Genomic DNA, 14843 nt, shown 5'->3' with positions numbered 1-14843 from the left:
CCGCCCGTCAACAGCGTCGCGTGATCCGACGCACGATGTCGACCTGATCGAGACCGGTCAGGGTCGCGGCTCGGGTTCCACCCGGAACACCGGGTGCCGGGCGGCGACCGCCTCGAACTCCGCGAGCGGGGCGCGCCGGTCGACTGGCAGGTGCGGTCGGGCGCCGGGGGCGAGGTCGAGGTAGCGGCGCAGGATCGGGGCCCGCCGCGCCACGTCGACCTCCCGTAGTAGCACGCGCTCCCGCCCGCCGTGGCGCAGCACCGCCCGCCCGCCGGCCGCCCGCACGTTGCGTACCCAGTTGGCGTTCTCGCCAAGCATGGACACCAGGTAGCGGGCACCGTCGACGTCGGCCACCACCACCGGCACGGTGACGGTCCGGCCGGTGCTCCGGCCGCGTACCTCCAGGGTGACCGCGCGGCGTGGGGCGAGCACCCCGGTGGCGAACTGCGCGGCGTCCATCCGGTTCATCGCCCGGGCCAGCCGGCCGGGCCGGTCGCCGGGGTACATCCGGCGCTTGACCTCGTACAGCAGCTCCACGACACGGCGCACGGTCACCTCCCAGGTCCACCGTCGAGTCTGCACGCCGCCGGCCGGTGGGTGCAGGGGCGTTGGTCCCGGCCCGACACGCCGGCGGCCCGGCGATGGGGTGGCGGCCGTACCGGGTGGCGATGACGGTCGCCGGAACGGCAGCGTGATCCCGTCCCGGTCGAGCACGGCGATGTAGTGGCCGAGCAGGCCGGGGAACCGGCGCGGGGGCAGGCGCAGCACGGCGGCGTTGCCACGGGCGTGCAGGTCGACCTCGGTGCGTTCCACCCGCCGACCGTAGCCGCCGTCACCCGTCCGCGAGGACCTCCCGAAGGCGGGCGGCAAACCGCTTCGGGTCCTCCACGAAGCCGATGTGGCCGCCCGGGAACATCGTCGGCGCGGTGCCGAGCGCCTCGGCCAGCGCCCGGGACGTCCGGTCGCAGACCTGGCCGGTCGACTCCTCCCCCAGGCCGACCACCACCCGGGTCGGGCCCTCGCGCAGGGCGGCGATGTCCGGCTGGAACCGAGTGGTGCCACCGATCATGTGCACGTACTGGAAATGCTCGTCGGCGGCGGCCTGCGGATCGGGGTCGCCCCCGAACATGGCCTGGACGACCTCCTCGGGCAACTCGATGTTCGCGGTGGCGAGGAACTGCCGCCCGGCGCCCAGCCGGTCGCCGGCGACATACGTGGCGACCATGGCGTCCTCCCGGGCCAGGAGTTCCGCGCGGTCATCCAACAACCCGAGCAGCGGCGGCTCATGGGCGATGACCGTGTGCGCCCGCCCCGGGTGGGCCTGGGCGAGGGCGAGGACGGTCACCGCGCCACCGCTGGAACCGAGCACGGCGGCCGGGCCGGCGTCGAGGTGGGCGATCAGCCGGGCGACGTCGTCGGCGCGCAGCTGCGGGGTCGAGTCCTGGTGCGGGTCGTGCAACGGGCTGCGGTTGATGCCGCGCGGGTCGGTGGTGAGCACGGTGTGGTCGGCGGCCAGCAGGTCGGCCAGCGGCGCGAACGCCCCGGCGTCCATCGGGGCGGCGACCAGCGCCACCAGCGGGCCCCGTCCGCGGACCTCGTAGTGCAGTCGCCCGTCGGGGACCTCCAGGCTCGCGGTGGTGGCGGGTGCGGTGGATGTGGTGCTCATCGGGTCCTCCCGGGTCGTGGCGTGCGCGCGTTCAGGGTGGAGACTTCCGTCATACGGCAGAATCGTCGCTCGTGAGGGTGATTTCTCCGCGCGTCGCCGACGACGCCCGCGACGCCGGGCTGGACCGGGCGCGCGAGGGTGACCAGGCCGCGTTCGCCGACCTGGTGGCGCCGTTGCGCCGGGAGCTGCACGCGCACTGCTACCGGATGCTCGGCTCCGCCCACGACGCCGACGACGCCCTGCAGGAGGCGCTGCTGCGGGCGTGGCGCGGGCTGCCGCGCTTCGAGGGGCGCAGCTCGGTGCGCTCATGGCTGTACACGGTGGCCACCCGCACCTGCCTGGACGTCGTGGCCGGCCGCGCCCGCCGGGCGCTTCCGGTCGACCTCGGCCCGGCCAGCGACCGGGCGGTCCTGGACAGCGCCCCGGCGGGCCATGTCGCCTGGCTGGGCCCGTACCCCGACGCCGGGCTCGCCGACGGTCCGGCCGCCCCCGACGTACGCTACGAGCAGCGCGAGGCCGTCGAGCTGGCCTTCGTCGCCGCCCTCCAGCACCTTCCCGGCAACCAGCGGGCGGCGCTGCTGCTCTTCGAGGTGCTGGGCTTCTCCGCCGCCGAGATCGCCACCATGATGCACACCTCGGTCACGTCGGTGAACTCCGCGCTGGCGCGCGCCCGGCGACTCGTGGCCGACCGGGTGCCCCCGGCCAGCCAGCGGCAGACCTTGCGCCGCATCGACGACGCCCGGCTCCGGGAGATCGTCACCGGCTACGCGACCGCCCTGGAGGACGGCGACACCGACGCCCTGGTCGCCCTGCTGACCGAGGACGTCACCTGGTCGATGCCGCCGCTGCCGCAGTGGTACCGGGGCCTGACGGCGGTCACCGACTTCGCCCGCGAGCTGCCGATGACCCGATGCGGGAGCTGGCGGCACCGGGCGACCAGCGCGAACGGACAGCCGGCGGTGGCGTCGTACCTGCGCCCGGAGGACGCCGGGCCGTACCTGGCCTGGTCGATCAACGTGCTGACGCTGCGGGACGGGCGGATCGCCGAGATCACGTCGTTCCTGGGGGCCGAGCACTTCGCCGGCTTCGGGCTGCCCGACTCGCTGCCACCGGTCAGCGCGGGCGGCAGCGACCAGCAGCCCCGGTGACCGGGGCGGCGGGAACTCGCCACCGTCCCGCCGGTGACGCCGGCCGCTGGGCACCTACCCGAGGCGGCCGAGGAAGCCCAGCACCCGTTCGGTGAGCAGCGAGGCCGCCGGCTCGTCGTAGGAGGGCAGGCTGCTGTCGGCGAACAGGTGCTGCGGACCCGGGTACAGGAACAGTTCAGCGTCCGGGGCCGCCGCGACGAGGGCACGGGCCGCGTCGAGGTCGCCTTCGTCGACGAAGAACTCGTCGGCGTCCATCCCGTGCACCTGGACCGGCACACCGGGCGGCCACTCCCCGCCGAACTCGGACGTCGGGAGGCAACTGTGGAACAGCAGGGCGCCCTTCGCGCCCGGCCGGGTCTGGGCCAGCAGTTGCGCCGGCATGACCCCGAGCGAGAACCCAGCGTAGACGAGGTCGTCGGGCATCTCCTCGGCGGTGAGCCGCCCGCGTTCCAGGATCACGTCAAATCCGACCTCCCGGGCGTAGTCGAGGCCCTCGTCCAGGGTGTCGAAGACCTTCCCGTCGTACAGGTCCGGGGTGTGCACCGTGTGCCCGGCTTCCCCCAGCCGGTCGGCGAAGTCGCGGACCCCCGATGTCAGCCCGTGCGCGTGGTGGAACAACAACACCTCAGCCATGCCACATCCCTCCCAGGGGTTTCCTCGTGCTCGACGTACAGGATGATGCCCCGAGCGCCCGACATTCTCGCGAGACGGCCCTGTCACCTTGCCGCCGTGCGGAAGGAAATCCGGCGGACCTGCGCGACACCGCGGAGGTACGGCGACGCTTCCCGAGGCTCATGGCGTACCTGGACGAGAACAGCTGGATCGCGCGCCCCTGGGACGACCGATAATCAGGGGCGCCGGCGCGGGGCTCAGCGGTACGGTCCGGCGATGGATGACGCGGACGGATACTTCGGCGAAGCGGTGGCGGCGGCCTACGACGACCCGACGACGGAGATGTTCGATCCCGCCGTCGTGGCGACCACGGTGGACGTGCTGGCCGAACTCGCTGGCTCCGGCCGGGCCCTCGAACTGGGCGTCGGGACCGGACGCGTCGCGCTGCCGCTGGCCGCGCGCGGCGTGCCGGTACACGGCATCGACCTGTCCCGGGCGATGGTCGACCGGCTGCGCGCCAAGCCCGGCGGCGACGCCATCGGCGTGACGATCGGCGACTTCGCCACCACGCGGGTGCACGGGACGTTCTCCGTGGCGTACCTGGTCTTCAACACCATCATGAACCTGACCAGCCAGGAGGCCCAGGTGGCCTGCTTCCGTAACGTCGCCGCGCACCTGGCACCCGGCGGCCGCTTCGTGATCGAGGTGCTGGTCCCCGAGCTGCGCCGGCTCCCGCCCGGCCAGAACGTGGTGCCCTACCACGTCTCCCCGACCGGATGGGCGTTCGACGTCTACGACTTCGCCACCCAGGCGACGAGCTCCAACTATGTACGGATCGTCGATGGTCGCGGGGAGTACCGGTCGATTCCCTTCCGGTACGTGTGGCCGGCGGAACTCGACCTGATGGCCCAGCTCGCCGGGCTGCGGCTGCGGGACCGCTGGGACGGGTGGAGTCGGGAGGCGTTCACCAGCGAGAGCCGCCAGCACGTCTCGGTCTGGGAAAAGCCCGCCAACTGACCGTCTCGGCCACCTCCTGGCCGTCGAAAGTCCCGACGTCTGTGCGGTGCCACCGGCTGCGGCGGCGCTTCCCTCCCCACCCGATCGTCAGATCGTATGCGGGACGGGCTCGGTCGCGAGTATTCGGGTGCCGGCGATCAGATCGTGCAACGCGGTATGGTCATCCCGCACGAACATCAACGTGACGGTCAGCGCCACCATGGCGTACGTGGCGCTGATCGGCAGCCAGGCGTTGGCCGGACTCACCATGGTTGCGGCGCCGGGGCTGGACAGCAGCGCCACCACACCGAGGTGCGCGAGTTGCCAGGGCATGAGCTTCACCGCGTTGCGCGCTGCGATACGTGCCGGGTGGGCGCGCTTTCCCTGAGGGCCGAGAACCCGGAGACCGGCCCGCCGTTTGCCCCAGGTGGCGCCTGCGGCGCTGGACTCTGTGGCGGTCAGGTAGAGCCAGACAGGAACTACCGACGCCACGAAGGCGACGAGGTCCGGGTGATCGTCCCAGACTGCGAAGCCGGCGAGATACAACGGGACGAACAGGGCCGCAAGGACCGCCAGCCAGCTCAGCATGACGCAGTAGTCCAGGAGTGCGGCGAGCAGACGACGCTTCATCACCACGTCCTTCTCTCCCGGTCGTTCACCAGCAACACGATCGATCCGCACCGCATGCCGGTGCGGCTGGTCATCGCGGCCCACCAGCCGGTGGATCCCGATGTGCACCCGCCGTCTCATCGTTCAGTACGTAGCGGAGAAGATGAGCCGTGCTCGGGTCAGGATGGGCAAGTACACCACGGCGAGGTTGGGCTGGCGACGGCGGCGCCCGCACCGATCAGCGATGACATCCGTGACCTGGTTCTGCGGCTGGCCGCGGAGAACCCGGGATGGGGGCACCGGCGCATCCAAGGTGAAAGTTCACGCCGGCGTTCGACGCCGTGTTCGCCGCCGAAGGCATCGACGTGGTGAACACCCCGCCACACACGCCTCGGGCGAACGCGTACGCGGAACGCTTCGTGCGCAGCGTCCGGGTCGAGTGCACCGACCGGGTCCTGATCTACAACGAACAGCACGCCCGCACCGTGCTGCGCGACTACGAGGACCACTTCGTCCGGCACCGGCCCCACCAGAGCCTGAAGCGACATCCACCCGACTACGACCCCGACGCGGTCGTCGCGATCGACAAGCCGATCCGGCGACGCCGTGTCCTGGGCGGCGCCATCAACGAATATCGCCGAGCCGCTTGATCCACCAGGCGAATCGCCAGCTCACAGCCTGAAACGGAGTTTGGCACGGTACAGGGCAAGCCACATCCGCATCGGCATTTGACTATGACCGTGTCCACGGTGGCAGTACGCCTTGGAAGCGGGCCTGCCGCCGACCACCCCCAAGCTCTCGCCGACCTCGGCTGCGCCCTGCGCGCCTACCCGCCAGCTCACCAGCTGAGACTCGCCGTAAGAAGAAATTCTGCGTCATCGTGAACCGGTAGGCGCTGGAACGCAACAGAGAAGGCGATGGACGACGACGAGCTGGTCAGTGCCGTGGCGGGTGGTGACGATGGGGCGTTGCGGGAGCTGTTCTCGCGGCATGCGCCGTGGATGGCTGCCCGGCTGCGTGCGGTCCTGCCCGCCCCCGATGTGGAGGACGTGCTCCAGGAGACGTTTGTGGCGGTGTGGCGGGGTGCCGCGGGTTACCGGTTGGGGGGTGCCGGTGGCTGGCTGTGGGGGATCGCGCGGCGGCAGGCGGCGTTGTGGCTGCGCCGCCGGGGGCGCACCGACTTGCTCCTGCCCGCTCTGCTAGCGGCCGGCGAAGGCCAGCCGGTGGACCCGACGGAAGCGGCGTTGTTGAGAGCGGAACTCGCCGATGCTGTCGAGGCGCTTGGCCCGGAGGGCAGCCCGCAACGGGAGACGTGGCGGCTGATGTACGTCGAGGACCGGCCGGTGGCTGAGGTAGCTGAGCTGATGGGCGTTCCGGAGGGAACGGTGAAGAGCCGCGCGTACCAGATCCGCCGGCTGATGCGCGCCGCGCTGCGACGGCACGATTCGATGCCAGAGGGAGATAGGCGATGACCAGCGACCATGAGGTGGGTGCCGATCGCGTCTCGGCGCAGCGCCCGGCGCCGCGCGACGTCGACCTGGACCGTGTCTGGGTCGGGGTTGCCGCCGAGGTGTGGCGTCGCCGTCTGGGCCCGGTGGAGCGGCTGGCTGGCCGGCTGCTCCGCTCGCCGGGTCTGGCTCGGGCGTTGGTGACCACGCCGTCGCTGCTGCTCGGGTGGGTCGTCGCCACCGGGGTGGTGCTGCTGGCAGGGGTGCTGGCCACGCTGGAAACCGGGACGCCGTACGTCGCGCTTCTCGCGCCGGCGGTGGCCGCGGCGGGTATCGCGTACGCGTACGGGCCGGGGATCGACCCGGCCTGGGAGTTGTCGTGCAGCGTCGCGGTCAGTGATCGGCTGGTGCTGCTGGTCCGGGCGCTGGCGGTGTTCGGCCTGAACGCGGCGTTCGGGCTGGCCGCCTCGGCCGCGTCGGGCGTCGCTACGGCGGTCACGCTCGGCTGGCTGCTCCCGATGACCGCGGTGTGCGCGCTGGCGCTCGCCACGGCAACGGTTGCCCGGTCGGCGAACGTGGGAGTGGCGGCCGGCGTGGCCGGCTGGGTGATCATGATTTTGGCCGGCCAGGCGGCCACCGGGCGGATCAGCGCAGCGGTGACGACCTCGGTGCTGTGGCTTCCCTATCTGACGTTCGCCTGCTGCTGCGCGGCGATCGTGCTCTACACGACCCGGATCCCGAGAGGAACCTCATGAACGTCGCGACCACTGAACTGACCCGCCGGTTCGGCCGGACCATGGCCGTGGCCGGGGTGACCCTGGACGCCGGTCCGGGCGTGTACGGGCTACTCGGCCCGAACGGGGCGGGCAAGACCTCGTTGCTGCGGATGCTGGCGACGGTGATCCCACCGTCCTCGGGCCGGATACGGCTACTCGGTCATGATCCCGACATCTATCGGCAGCGCCGGCAGATCCGGCGCAGGCTCGGCTACGTACCGCAGAACCTCGGGTTCTACCCGGGGTTCACGGTCGTGGAGTTCGTCGAGTACTTCGCGCTGCTCAAGGAGATGCCGTCAGCGGAGGTGCACCGCGCGGTCGCCGCCGCGGTCGAACGCGTGGGCCTGGGCGACAAGGCGAAGGCGAAGCTGCGTACCCTATCCGGTGGGATGCTGCGCCGGGTGGGGATCGCGCAGGCGATCGTCAACGAGCCCGAACTGCTGCTGCTGGACGAGCCGACCGCCGGGCTGGACCCCGCGCAGCGGGTCGCGTTCCGGGCCCTGCTGCGCGACCTCGGGCAGCGCGCCACCGTGATCGTCAGCACACACCTGGTCGAGGACGTCGGCGCCGCCTGCACCCAGGTCGCCCTGATGGACCGCGGAAAGATCGTTTTCCACGGCACGCCGGACGAACTGACCGCCCGCGGCGTCGGAACCACGGCGGCGGGAGATGCCCCGCTGGAGCGCGGATACAGCGCAGTACTCGCGGAGACACGCTCATGACCGCCACGCCCGTCACGCAGGTGCCCACCAGGCCGGCGCGGGCCCGCCGCGTGCCGCTGGCGGCAGCCGGGCGGCTGCTGCGACTGGAGCTGCGCCGCAACGTGATGCTGTGGATGCTTCCGATCGTCGCCGCGCTCTTCTGGTTGATCACGTACCGGCCGGCCATGGCGTACCCACCATTGTGGAACGTCCGCGCGATGACCATGCAGACCACCGCCCTGGCGATCTTCGTGCCCACAGTGGTCGGCGTCGCCGCCTGGCTGGCCTCGCGGGAGGCCCGCCACGGCATGACCGACCTTCTGTCCGGCACCTCCCGGCCGAGGTGGGCCCGCCAGCTCGCCACCTGGGCCGCCACCACCTGCTGGGCGCTGGTCGCGTATCTGGGCTGCGTGGCTGTCCTGTACGCGGTCACCGCTCGGCAGGGCGCCTGGGGCGGCCCGCTGTGGTGGCCGGCCGCGGTCGGCGCCGCGAGCCTGCCCGCATTCTCCGCGCTCGGATTCGCCGCCGGGGCGCTGCGCCCCAGCCGGTTCACCACACCACTGGTCGCCGTCGCCGCATTCCTCGCGCTCGAACTCACCGCGCAGTTCATCCACGGCGACCACTCACCCTGGCAGGTATCCCCACTGGTCGCCGGCCCCTGGGAAAACGGCGCAGACCCGGGCGTCGCCACGTTCTACCCCTACCTGCCCGACCTGCCCATCGTCCAGCTGATCTTCCTCACCGGCCTCACCACGGCGCTGCTCGGCGTCCTGGGCCTGCCCGCCGGCTCCGGCGGCCGACGGCTACGCCGCTCCGCCGCCGCCCTCACCACGGCCGGCCTGCTGGCCGCCATCACCGCGACCACACTGGCCGGCACCGGCCGGCTCGACCCCCGCGGCATGATCGCCATCCCCGCCCTGCACAACCCCGCCGACAACCGTCCCGTCCCCTACACACCCGTGTGCAGCGACACCCCGATCCCGATCTGCGTGCACCCCGCCTACAGCGTCCACCTGCCCACCGTGACCGCCGCACTCGAACCGGTACTCAGCGAACTGGCCGGCCTGCCCGACGCGCCGGTCCGCATCAACCAAACCGCCGCGACCTATCGACAAGAATCGGGCAACGGCGTCAGTATCAGCAGAGCCGGCCCGGCCATGAGCGACACCCCGCCAACGCTCCACATACTCCTCCCCATCCAACTGGCGCGTCCGGTAGCCACCGACGTACTAACTGCCGAGCTGTGGACGAATACCGCGCGCGACATCCTCTACAACGTCATCGGCGGCGACCGCCGGGAGAAGACCGAAGCGCAACAGGCGGTCGCCGAGGCCATCCTCAAGACCTCCACCCTCCCGCCCGGTACCCGGACCGCCGCCGCCGCGCAACGGTTCGCCGCCCTGTCACCGGCTGCCCGGCACGCCTGGCTCACGTCTCACGTGGCCGCGCTGCGGGCCGGCCAGATCACCCTCGCGGAGTTGCCATGACCGCCGCCGCAGCAGGCAAGCCGCCGGCAGGATCCGCACATGCCGGCCTACGCCTGGCATGGCTGCATCTGACCAGCCGCCGCGTCCCAGCGGCCCTGGCCGCGATCGCGGTCTGCGCTGTCGCATTACGGATCGCGCTGCACTGGCAATGGAACGCCTACGGCGCACTCCAACTCCCACTGATCTTCGAAGCCGGATGCGCCGCCGTCATCGCCGCCACCACCGCCAGCCCGTTCGGCGAACCGGAACGCGCCACCGGCCGATGGCTGCCACTCCTGCGACTGGGCACAGCACTGACCCTGACCGCCGCTGCAGCCGGCGCGCTGGTCGCCGCGGGAACCGGCGCCCACCTCGCCGGCGGCGCCCTGGACGTGCTGCGCAACCTCGCCGGACTTGTCGGCATCGGGCTACTGTGCGCCGCCCTCCTCGGCGGCGCACTCACCTGGACCGCCCCCACCGCCTACCTCATGATCGCCATCTACGCCCTCTACACCCAGTGGCACGGACCCGCACTGACCACACCCTGGATCTGGCCCGCCCGACCCCCACACGACATCGGCGCCGCCCTCTGCGCCGGCCTGGTGTTCATCACCGGCATGGCCGCCAACGCGCTATGCGGAGCCCGCGACGCCACCAACGAGCGGCCCGGAAGCCGGTGACGGCCTGGAGACGGCATGATCATGGTTCAAAGGCCCTCGCCGGGGGGGGGAAGGTGCAGGTCAGAGCACTTGCCCCGATTATTTGGCGTTGAAGTAGTTGGCCTCCGGGTGGTGCACCACGATCGCGTCGGTCGCCTGCTCCGGCACCAGCTGGAACTCCTCGGACAGCTGCACACCGATCCGCTCCGCCCCCAGCAGCTCCACGATCTTCGCCCGGTCCTCCAGGTCGGGGCAGGCCGGGTAGCCGAACGCGTACCGGCAGCCCCGGTAGTCGTTGCGCAGCAGGCCGGCCAGATCCGCCGGGTCGTCGTCGGCGACGGTACGGCCACCGGGCAGGGTCAGCTCCGCGCGGACCCGCCGGTGCCAGTACTCGGCGAGCGCCTCGGTGAGCTGCACGGACAGCCCGTGTACCTCCAGGTAGTCGCGGTACTCGTTGCCGGCGAACATCTTCGCGGTGTACTCGCTGATCGGCTGCCCGACGGTGACCAGTTGCAACGCCACCACGTCCAGCGCGTCGCCCTTGGGACGGAAGAAGTCGGCGAGGCAGAGCCGCCGCTCCTGCCGCTGGCGGGGGAAGGAGAACCGGGCCCGCTCCACCCGGGCGTTCTCGTCGAGCACCACCAGGTCGTTGCCCTCGGCGTACGCGGGGAAGTAGCCGTACACCACCGCCGCCTCGAGGATCTTGTCGGCGATCAGCCGGTCCAGCCAGTAGCGCAGCCGGGGCCGGCCCTCGGTCTCCACCAGCTCCTCGTACGAGGGGCCCTTGCCGCCCCGGGCGCCGCGCAGCCCCCACTGCCCGAGGAAGGTGGCCCGCTCGTCGAGCAGCGCCGCGTAGTCGGCCAGCGGCACTCCCTTGACCACCCGGGTGCCGAAGAACGGCGGGGTGGGCACCGCCACGTCGGTGGCCACGTCGGAGCGCACCGAGGCGTCGTGCAGCTCGGGCAGCGCCTCGGTGACCATCGTCCGCTGCCGCTCCCGACGGGCCCGCCGGGCGGCCAGGGCGGCCTCCCGCTCGGGGTCGACGACCGGCGCTCCGCCCCGCTTGGCGGTCATCACCCGGTCCATCAGGGACAGCCCCTCGAAGGCGTCCCGGGCGTAGTGGACCTGGCCGGGGAACATCGACCGCAGGTCGTCCTCGACGTACGCGCGGGTGAGCGCCGCCCCACCGAGCAGCACCGGCCAGCGTTCGGACACCCCGCGAGAGGCCATCTCGGCGAGGTTCTCCTTCATGATCACAGTGCTCTTGACCAGCAGGCCGGACATCCCGATCGCGTCGGCCCGGTGCTCCTCGGCGGCGTCCAGGATCGCGCTGATCGGCTGCTTGATGCCGATGTTGACGACCTCGTAGCCGTTGTTGGACAGGATGATGTCGACCAGGTTCTTGCCGATGTCGTGCACGTCGCCGCGGACGGTGGCGAGCACGATGCGGCCCTTGCCACCGTCCTCGGCCGTCTCCATGTGCGGCTCCAGGTAGGCCACCGCGGTCTTCATCACCTCGGCCGACTGCAACACGAACGGCAGCTGCATCTGCCCCGAGCCGAACAACTCGCCGACGACCTTCATGCCGTCGAGCAGGATGTCGTTGATGATGGACAGCGGGCTGCGCCCCCCGGCCATCGCCGCGTCCAGGTCGGCCTCCAGGCCGTTACGCTCGCCGTCGATGATCCGCCGCTTGAGCCGCTCGTCCAGCGGCAGCGCGGCCAGCTCCTCGGCCCGCCCCGCCCGCGCCGACGCGGCGTCCACACCCTCGAAGGCCTCGATGAACCGCTGCACCGGGTCGTACCCCTCGCGCCGCCGGTCGTAGACCAGGTCCAGCGCCACCTCCCGCTGCTCGTCGGGGATCCGGTTGACCGGAAGGATCTTGCTGGCGTGCACGATCGCGCTGGTCAGGCCCGCCTGCTGGCACTCGTGCAGGAACACCGAGTTGAGCACCTGTCGGGCGGCCGGGTTGAGCCCGAACGAGACGTTGGAGATGCCGAGGGTGAAGTTCACGCCGGGGTAGCGGCGGGCGATCTCCCGGATCGCCTCGATCGTCTCGATGCCGTCCCGCCGGGTCTCCTCCTGCCCGGTGGCGATCGGGAAGGTCAGCGCGTCGATGAGGATGTCGGAGCGGTCCATCCCCCACCGCCCGGTGAGGTCCTCGATCAGGCGGGCCGCGACCCGGACCTTCCACTCGGCGGTCCGCGCCTGCCCCTCCTCGTCGATCAGCAGCGCCACCACGGCGGCACCGTGCTCCTTGACGATCGGCATCACCCGGGCGTAGCGGGACTCCGGCCCGTCGCCGTCCTCGAAGTTCACCGAGTTGACCACGCACCGGCCGCCGAGCATCTCCAGCCCCGCCTCGATCACCGCCGGCTCGGTGGAGTCCAGCATGATCGGCAGGGTGGAGGCCGTGGCGAAGCGCCCCGCCAGCTCCCGCATGTCCTGCGTGCCGTCCCGGCCGACGTAGTCGACGCACAGGTCCAGCAGGTGCGAGCCGTCCCGGGCCTGGCTGCGGGCGATCTCCACGCACGCCTGCCAGTCAGCGGCGAGCATGGCCTCCCGGAACGCCTTGGAGCCGTTGGCGTTGGTCCGCTCCCCCACCATCAGCACCGAGGCGTCCTGGGCGAACGGCACCGGGTGGTAGATCGAGGAGACACCCGCCTCGTGCCGCGGCTCGCGCGGCACCGGGGTCGCGCCGTGCAGCCGCTCGGCCAGCACCCGGATGTGCTCCGGCGTGGTGCCGCAGCAGCCGCCGACCAGCGCCACCCCGTACTCGGCGACGAACCGCTCCAGCGCGTCGGCCAACTCCACCGGGGTGAGCGGGAAGTATGCCCCATCCGCCGTCAGCACCGGCAGGCCCGCGTTCGGCATCACCGACAGCGGGATCCGGGAGTGCTGGGACAGGTAGCGCAGGTGCTCGCCCATCTCGGCCGGGCCGGTCGAGCAGTTCAACCCGATCAGGTCCACGCCCAGCGGCTCGATCGCCGCCAGCGCCGCCCCGATCTCGCTGCCCACCAGCATGGTGCCGGTGGTCTCCACGGCCACCTGGCAGATGATCGGCACCCGCCGTCCCAGTTCCACCATGGCGCGCTTCGACCCGACGACCGCGGCCTTGACCTGGAGCAGGTCCTGGCAGGTCTCGATGATCAGCGCGTCGGCCCCGCCGGCGATCAGGCCGGCGGCGTTCTCCCGGTACGCGTCGCGCAGGCTGGCGTACGCGGTGTGCCCGAGGGTGGGCAGCTTGGTGCCCGGCCCGATCGAGCCCAGCACGAACCGGGGCCGCTGCTCGGTGCTGTACGCGTCGGCCGCCTCCCGCGCAATCCGGGCCCCGGCCTCGGCCAGCTCCCGGATCCGCTGCGGGATGCCGTACTCGCCCAGGTTGGCCAGGTTGGCACCGAAGGTGTTGGTCTCGACGCAGTCCGCCCCCGCCTCGAGGTAGGCCTCGTGCACCCCGCGCACCACGTCCGGACGGCTCACGTTGAGGATCTCGACGCAGCCCTCCAGCCCTTCGAAGTCGTCGAGGGTCAGGTCGGCGGCGTGCAACATGGTGCCCATCGCCCCGTCGGCGATGAGGATCCGGTCGGCCAGCACATCCAGCAACGAAGTCCGCACGGGTTCAGGTTAATGCGACGATGCCGGCATTGGTCATCGGCCGTCGCCGGTCCCACATTCTGCCGGCGGGAACGCACATCCCTTTCGTACCGTTTCGGCGGCATGGCGGCACGGCGGCCCGGCGCGGCCGACGGGCCGCACCTGGCGCCGCCACGTAGGCTGGCGGACGTGAAGGACATCTGGGACGCCACCATGCACGGGCGGAGGACCGGGTCGGCGCCCGGCGCCGTCCCCGACGAGCAGGGTGAGGTGACGGCGTGACCGAGTTCGACGGGCTGCCGGTGCTGCGGTCCCCGGTAGCGATCGCCGCCTTCGAGGGCTGGAACGACGCCGCGGACGCCTCCACCGCCGCCGTGGAGCACCTGGAGCAGGTCTGGCAGGCCCGCCCGGTCACCGAGCTGGACCCGGAGGACTTCTACGACTTCCAGGTCAGCCGCCCGACCATCATGATGGCCGAGGGTGAGACCCGTCGGGTCGAGTGGCCCACCACGAAGTTCATGGTGGCCAGCCCGGAGGGCACCGAGCGGGACGTGGTGCTGATCCGCGGCATCGAGCCGAGCATGCGCTGGCGCACCTTCTGCGAGCAGGTGCTGGAGATCTGCCACAGCCTGGAGGTCGAGCGGGTGGTGCTGCTCGGCGCGCTGCTGGCCGACGTGCCGTACACCCGCCCGCTGCCGATCAGCGGCAGTGCCTCCGACTCCGAGGCCGCCCAGCGCTACCAGCTCACCCCCACCCGCTACGACGGCCCGACCGGCATCGTGGGGGTGTTGCAGGACGCCTGCACCCGGGCCGAGGTCGACGCGGTCTCGTTCTGGGTGCACGTGCCGCACTACGCCAACAACCCGCCCTGCCCGAAGGCCACCCTCGCCCTGCTGCACCGGGTCGAGGAGGTGCTCGACCTGCCGGTGCCGATGGCCGACCTGGCCGAGGAGGCCGCCGAGTGGGAGCAGCGGGTGCGCGGCGCCGCCGAGCAGGACGCCGAGCTCGGTGAGTACGTCCGCGAGTTGGAGGAGCGGGTCGGCGACGCCGGCATCACCCCGTTGACCGGGGACGAGATCGCCCAGGAGTTCGAGAAGTACCTGCGCCGCCGGGGCGGTTCCGCCGGCCCCACGGCGGGCTCCTGGTAAGCGCCGCCCGTCGACTCATC

General features: G+C 71.8%; 15 protein-coding genes. 10 read left to right on the top strand and 5 right to left on the bottom strand.

Features of this window, described 5'->3' with window-relative positions; all coding sequences use genetic code 11:
• Window positions 1-57: 57 nt before the first annotated feature.
• Both ABZ807_RS13435 and ABZ807_RS13430 read right to left on the bottom strand, forming a co-directional pair.
• Entirely contained in the window at window positions 58-813 is a 756-nt protein-coding gene (locus ABZ807_RS13435) for a nitroreductase/quinone reductase family protein (protein ID WP_357156333.1), read from the bottom strand.
• Between the two features lie 19 nt (window positions 814-832).
• A complete protein-coding gene (locus ABZ807_RS13430; protein ID WP_357156331.1) occupies window positions 833-1666 on the bottom strand; it encodes an alpha/beta hydrolase in 834 nt (277 codons plus the stop codon).
• Between the two features lie 71 nt (window positions 1667-1737).
• Here ABZ807_RS13430 and ABZ807_RS13425 point away from each other — a divergent pair, with 71 nt between their 5' ends.
• Window positions 1738-2814, top strand: coding sequence for a sigma-70 family RNA polymerase sigma factor (locus tag ABZ807_RS13425; protein ID WP_357156329.1), 1077 nt, complete (start codon window positions 1738-1740; stop codon window positions 2812-2814).
• A gap of 54 nt (window positions 2815-2868) precedes the next feature.
• On the opposite strand, the gene ABZ807_RS13420 is transcribed toward ABZ807_RS13425, so the two are convergent.
• On the bottom strand, window positions 2869-3447 hold the full coding sequence (locus ABZ807_RS13420) for a dienelactone hydrolase family protein (RefSeq protein WP_357156327.1): 579 nt from the start codon (window positions 3445-3447) through the stop codon (window positions 2869-2871).
• A gap of 255 nt (window positions 3448-3702) precedes the next feature.
• Between ABZ807_RS13420 and ABZ807_RS13415 the strand changes: the two genes are divergently transcribed.
• Window positions 3703-4443: a class I SAM-dependent methyltransferase gene (locus ABZ807_RS13415; protein WP_357156325.1), complete on the top strand. Its 741-nt coding sequence runs from the start codon at window positions 3703-3705 to the stop codon at window positions 4441-4443.
• Between the two features lie 87 nt (window positions 4444-4530).
• Here ABZ807_RS13415 and ABZ807_RS13410 read toward each other — a convergent pair whose 3' ends face one another.
• Window positions 4531-5160, bottom strand: a complete 630-nt coding sequence (locus tag ABZ807_RS13410; RefSeq protein ID WP_357156323.1) for an RDD family protein — start codon at window positions 5158-5160, stop codon at window positions 4531-4533.
• Between the two features lie 212 nt (window positions 5161-5372).
• Here ABZ807_RS13410 and ABZ807_RS13405 point away from each other — a divergent pair, with 212 nt between their 5' ends.
• The 6 genes from ABZ807_RS13405 (at window position 5373) to ABZ807_RS13380 (ending at window position 10102) form a co-directional block, all read left to right on the top strand.
• Window positions 5373-5681: an integrase core domain-containing protein gene (locus ABZ807_RS13405; RefSeq protein ID WP_357156321.1), complete on the top strand. Its 309-nt coding sequence runs from the start codon at window positions 5373-5375 to the stop codon at window positions 5679-5681.
• Between the two features lie 267 nt (window positions 5682-5948).
• Window positions 5949-6503, top strand: a complete 555-nt coding sequence (locus tag ABZ807_RS13400) for an RNA polymerase sigma factor (RefSeq protein WP_357156319.1) — start codon at window positions 5949-5951, stop codon at window positions 6501-6503.
• Window positions 6500-7234, top strand: coding sequence for a hypothetical protein (locus ABZ807_RS13395; protein WP_357156317.1), 735 nt, complete (start codon window positions 6500-6502; stop codon window positions 7232-7234). Before ABZ807_RS13400 ends, ABZ807_RS13395 begins: the two co-directional genes overlap by 4 nt.
• Complete coding sequence (locus ABZ807_RS13390) at window positions 7231-7977, top strand: ATP-binding cassette domain-containing protein (protein WP_357156315.1); 747 nt, start codon at window positions 7231-7233, stop codon at window positions 7975-7977. Before ABZ807_RS13395 ends, ABZ807_RS13390 begins: the two co-directional genes overlap by 4 nt.
• A complete protein-coding gene (locus ABZ807_RS13385; protein ID WP_357156313.1) occupies window positions 7974-9443 on the top strand; it encodes a hypothetical protein in 1470 nt (489 codons plus the stop codon). The genes ABZ807_RS13390 and ABZ807_RS13385 overlap by 4 nt, the downstream gene beginning before the upstream one ends.
• The gene (locus ABZ807_RS13380; RefSeq protein ID WP_357156311.1) at window positions 9440-10102 is read left to right on the top strand and encodes a hypothetical protein; all 663 of its coding nucleotides are present in this window, start codon (window positions 9440-9442) and stop codon (window positions 10100-10102) included. The genes ABZ807_RS13385 and ABZ807_RS13380 overlap by 4 nt, the downstream gene beginning before the upstream one ends.
• A gap of 78 nt (window positions 10103-10180) precedes the next feature.
• Here ABZ807_RS13380 and metH read toward each other — a convergent pair whose 3' ends face one another.
• Entirely contained in the window at window positions 10181-13696 is a 3516-nt protein-coding gene (gene metH, locus ABZ807_RS13375) for a methionine synthase (RefSeq protein ID WP_357156309.1), read from the bottom strand.
• 102 nt (window positions 13697-13798) lie between these two features.
• Here metH and ABZ807_RS13370 point away from each other — a divergent pair, with 102 nt between their 5' ends.
• Both ABZ807_RS13370 and ABZ807_RS13365 read left to right on the top strand, forming a co-directional pair.
• Window positions 13799-13957, top strand: coding sequence for a hypothetical protein (locus tag ABZ807_RS13370; protein WP_357156307.1), 159 nt, complete (start codon window positions 13799-13801; stop codon window positions 13955-13957).
• A complete protein-coding gene (locus ABZ807_RS13365) occupies window positions 13954-14823 on the top strand; it encodes a PAC2 family protein (RefSeq protein WP_357156305.1) in 870 nt (289 codons plus the stop codon). The genes ABZ807_RS13370 and ABZ807_RS13365 overlap by 4 nt, the downstream gene beginning before the upstream one ends.
• Window positions 14824-14843 lie beyond the last annotated feature (20 nt).

The organism is Micromonospora sp. NPDC047548 (genome assembly GCF_040642975.1).
Lineage (GTDB): Bacteria > Actinomycetota > Actinomycetes > Mycobacteriales > Micromonosporaceae > Micromonospora.
This window is presented reverse-complemented; position numbering and strand designations above follow the sequence as displayed.

Coding starts and splice junctions, on each gene's coding strand:
- ABZ807_RS13430 (WP_357156331.1), bottom strand. CDS start 1,666: ATGAGCACCACATCCACCGCACCCGCCACCACCGCGAGCCTGGAGGTC.
- ABZ807_RS13420 (WP_357156327.1), bottom strand. CDS start 3,447: ATGGCTGAGGTGTTGTTGTTCCACCACGCGCACGGGCTGACATCGGGG.
- ABZ807_RS13415 (WP_357156325.1), top strand. CDS start 3,703: ATGGATGACGCGGACGGATACTTCGGCGAAGCGGTGGCGGCGGCCTAC.
- ABZ807_RS13400 (WP_357156319.1), top strand. CDS start 5,949: ATGGACGACGACGAGCTGGTCAGTGCCGTGGCGGGTGGTGACGATGGG.
- ABZ807_RS13395 (WP_357156317.1), top strand. CDS start 6,500: ATGACCAGCGACCATGAGGTGGGTGCCGATCGCGTCTCGGCGCAGCGC.
- ABZ807_RS13390 (WP_357156315.1), top strand. CDS start 7,231: ATGAACGTCGCGACCACTGAACTGACCCGCCGGTTCGGCCGGACCATG.
- ABZ807_RS13385 (WP_357156313.1), top strand. CDS start 7,974: ATGACCGCCACGCCCGTCACGCAGGTGCCCACCAGGCCGGCGCGGGCC.
- ABZ807_RS13380 (WP_357156311.1), top strand. CDS start 9,440: ATGACCGCCGCCGCAGCAGGCAAGCCGCCGGCAGGATCCGCACATGCC.
- ABZ807_RS13370 (WP_357156307.1), top strand. CDS start 13,799: ATGGCGGCACGGCGGCCCGGCGCGGCCGACGGGCCGCACCTGGCGCCG.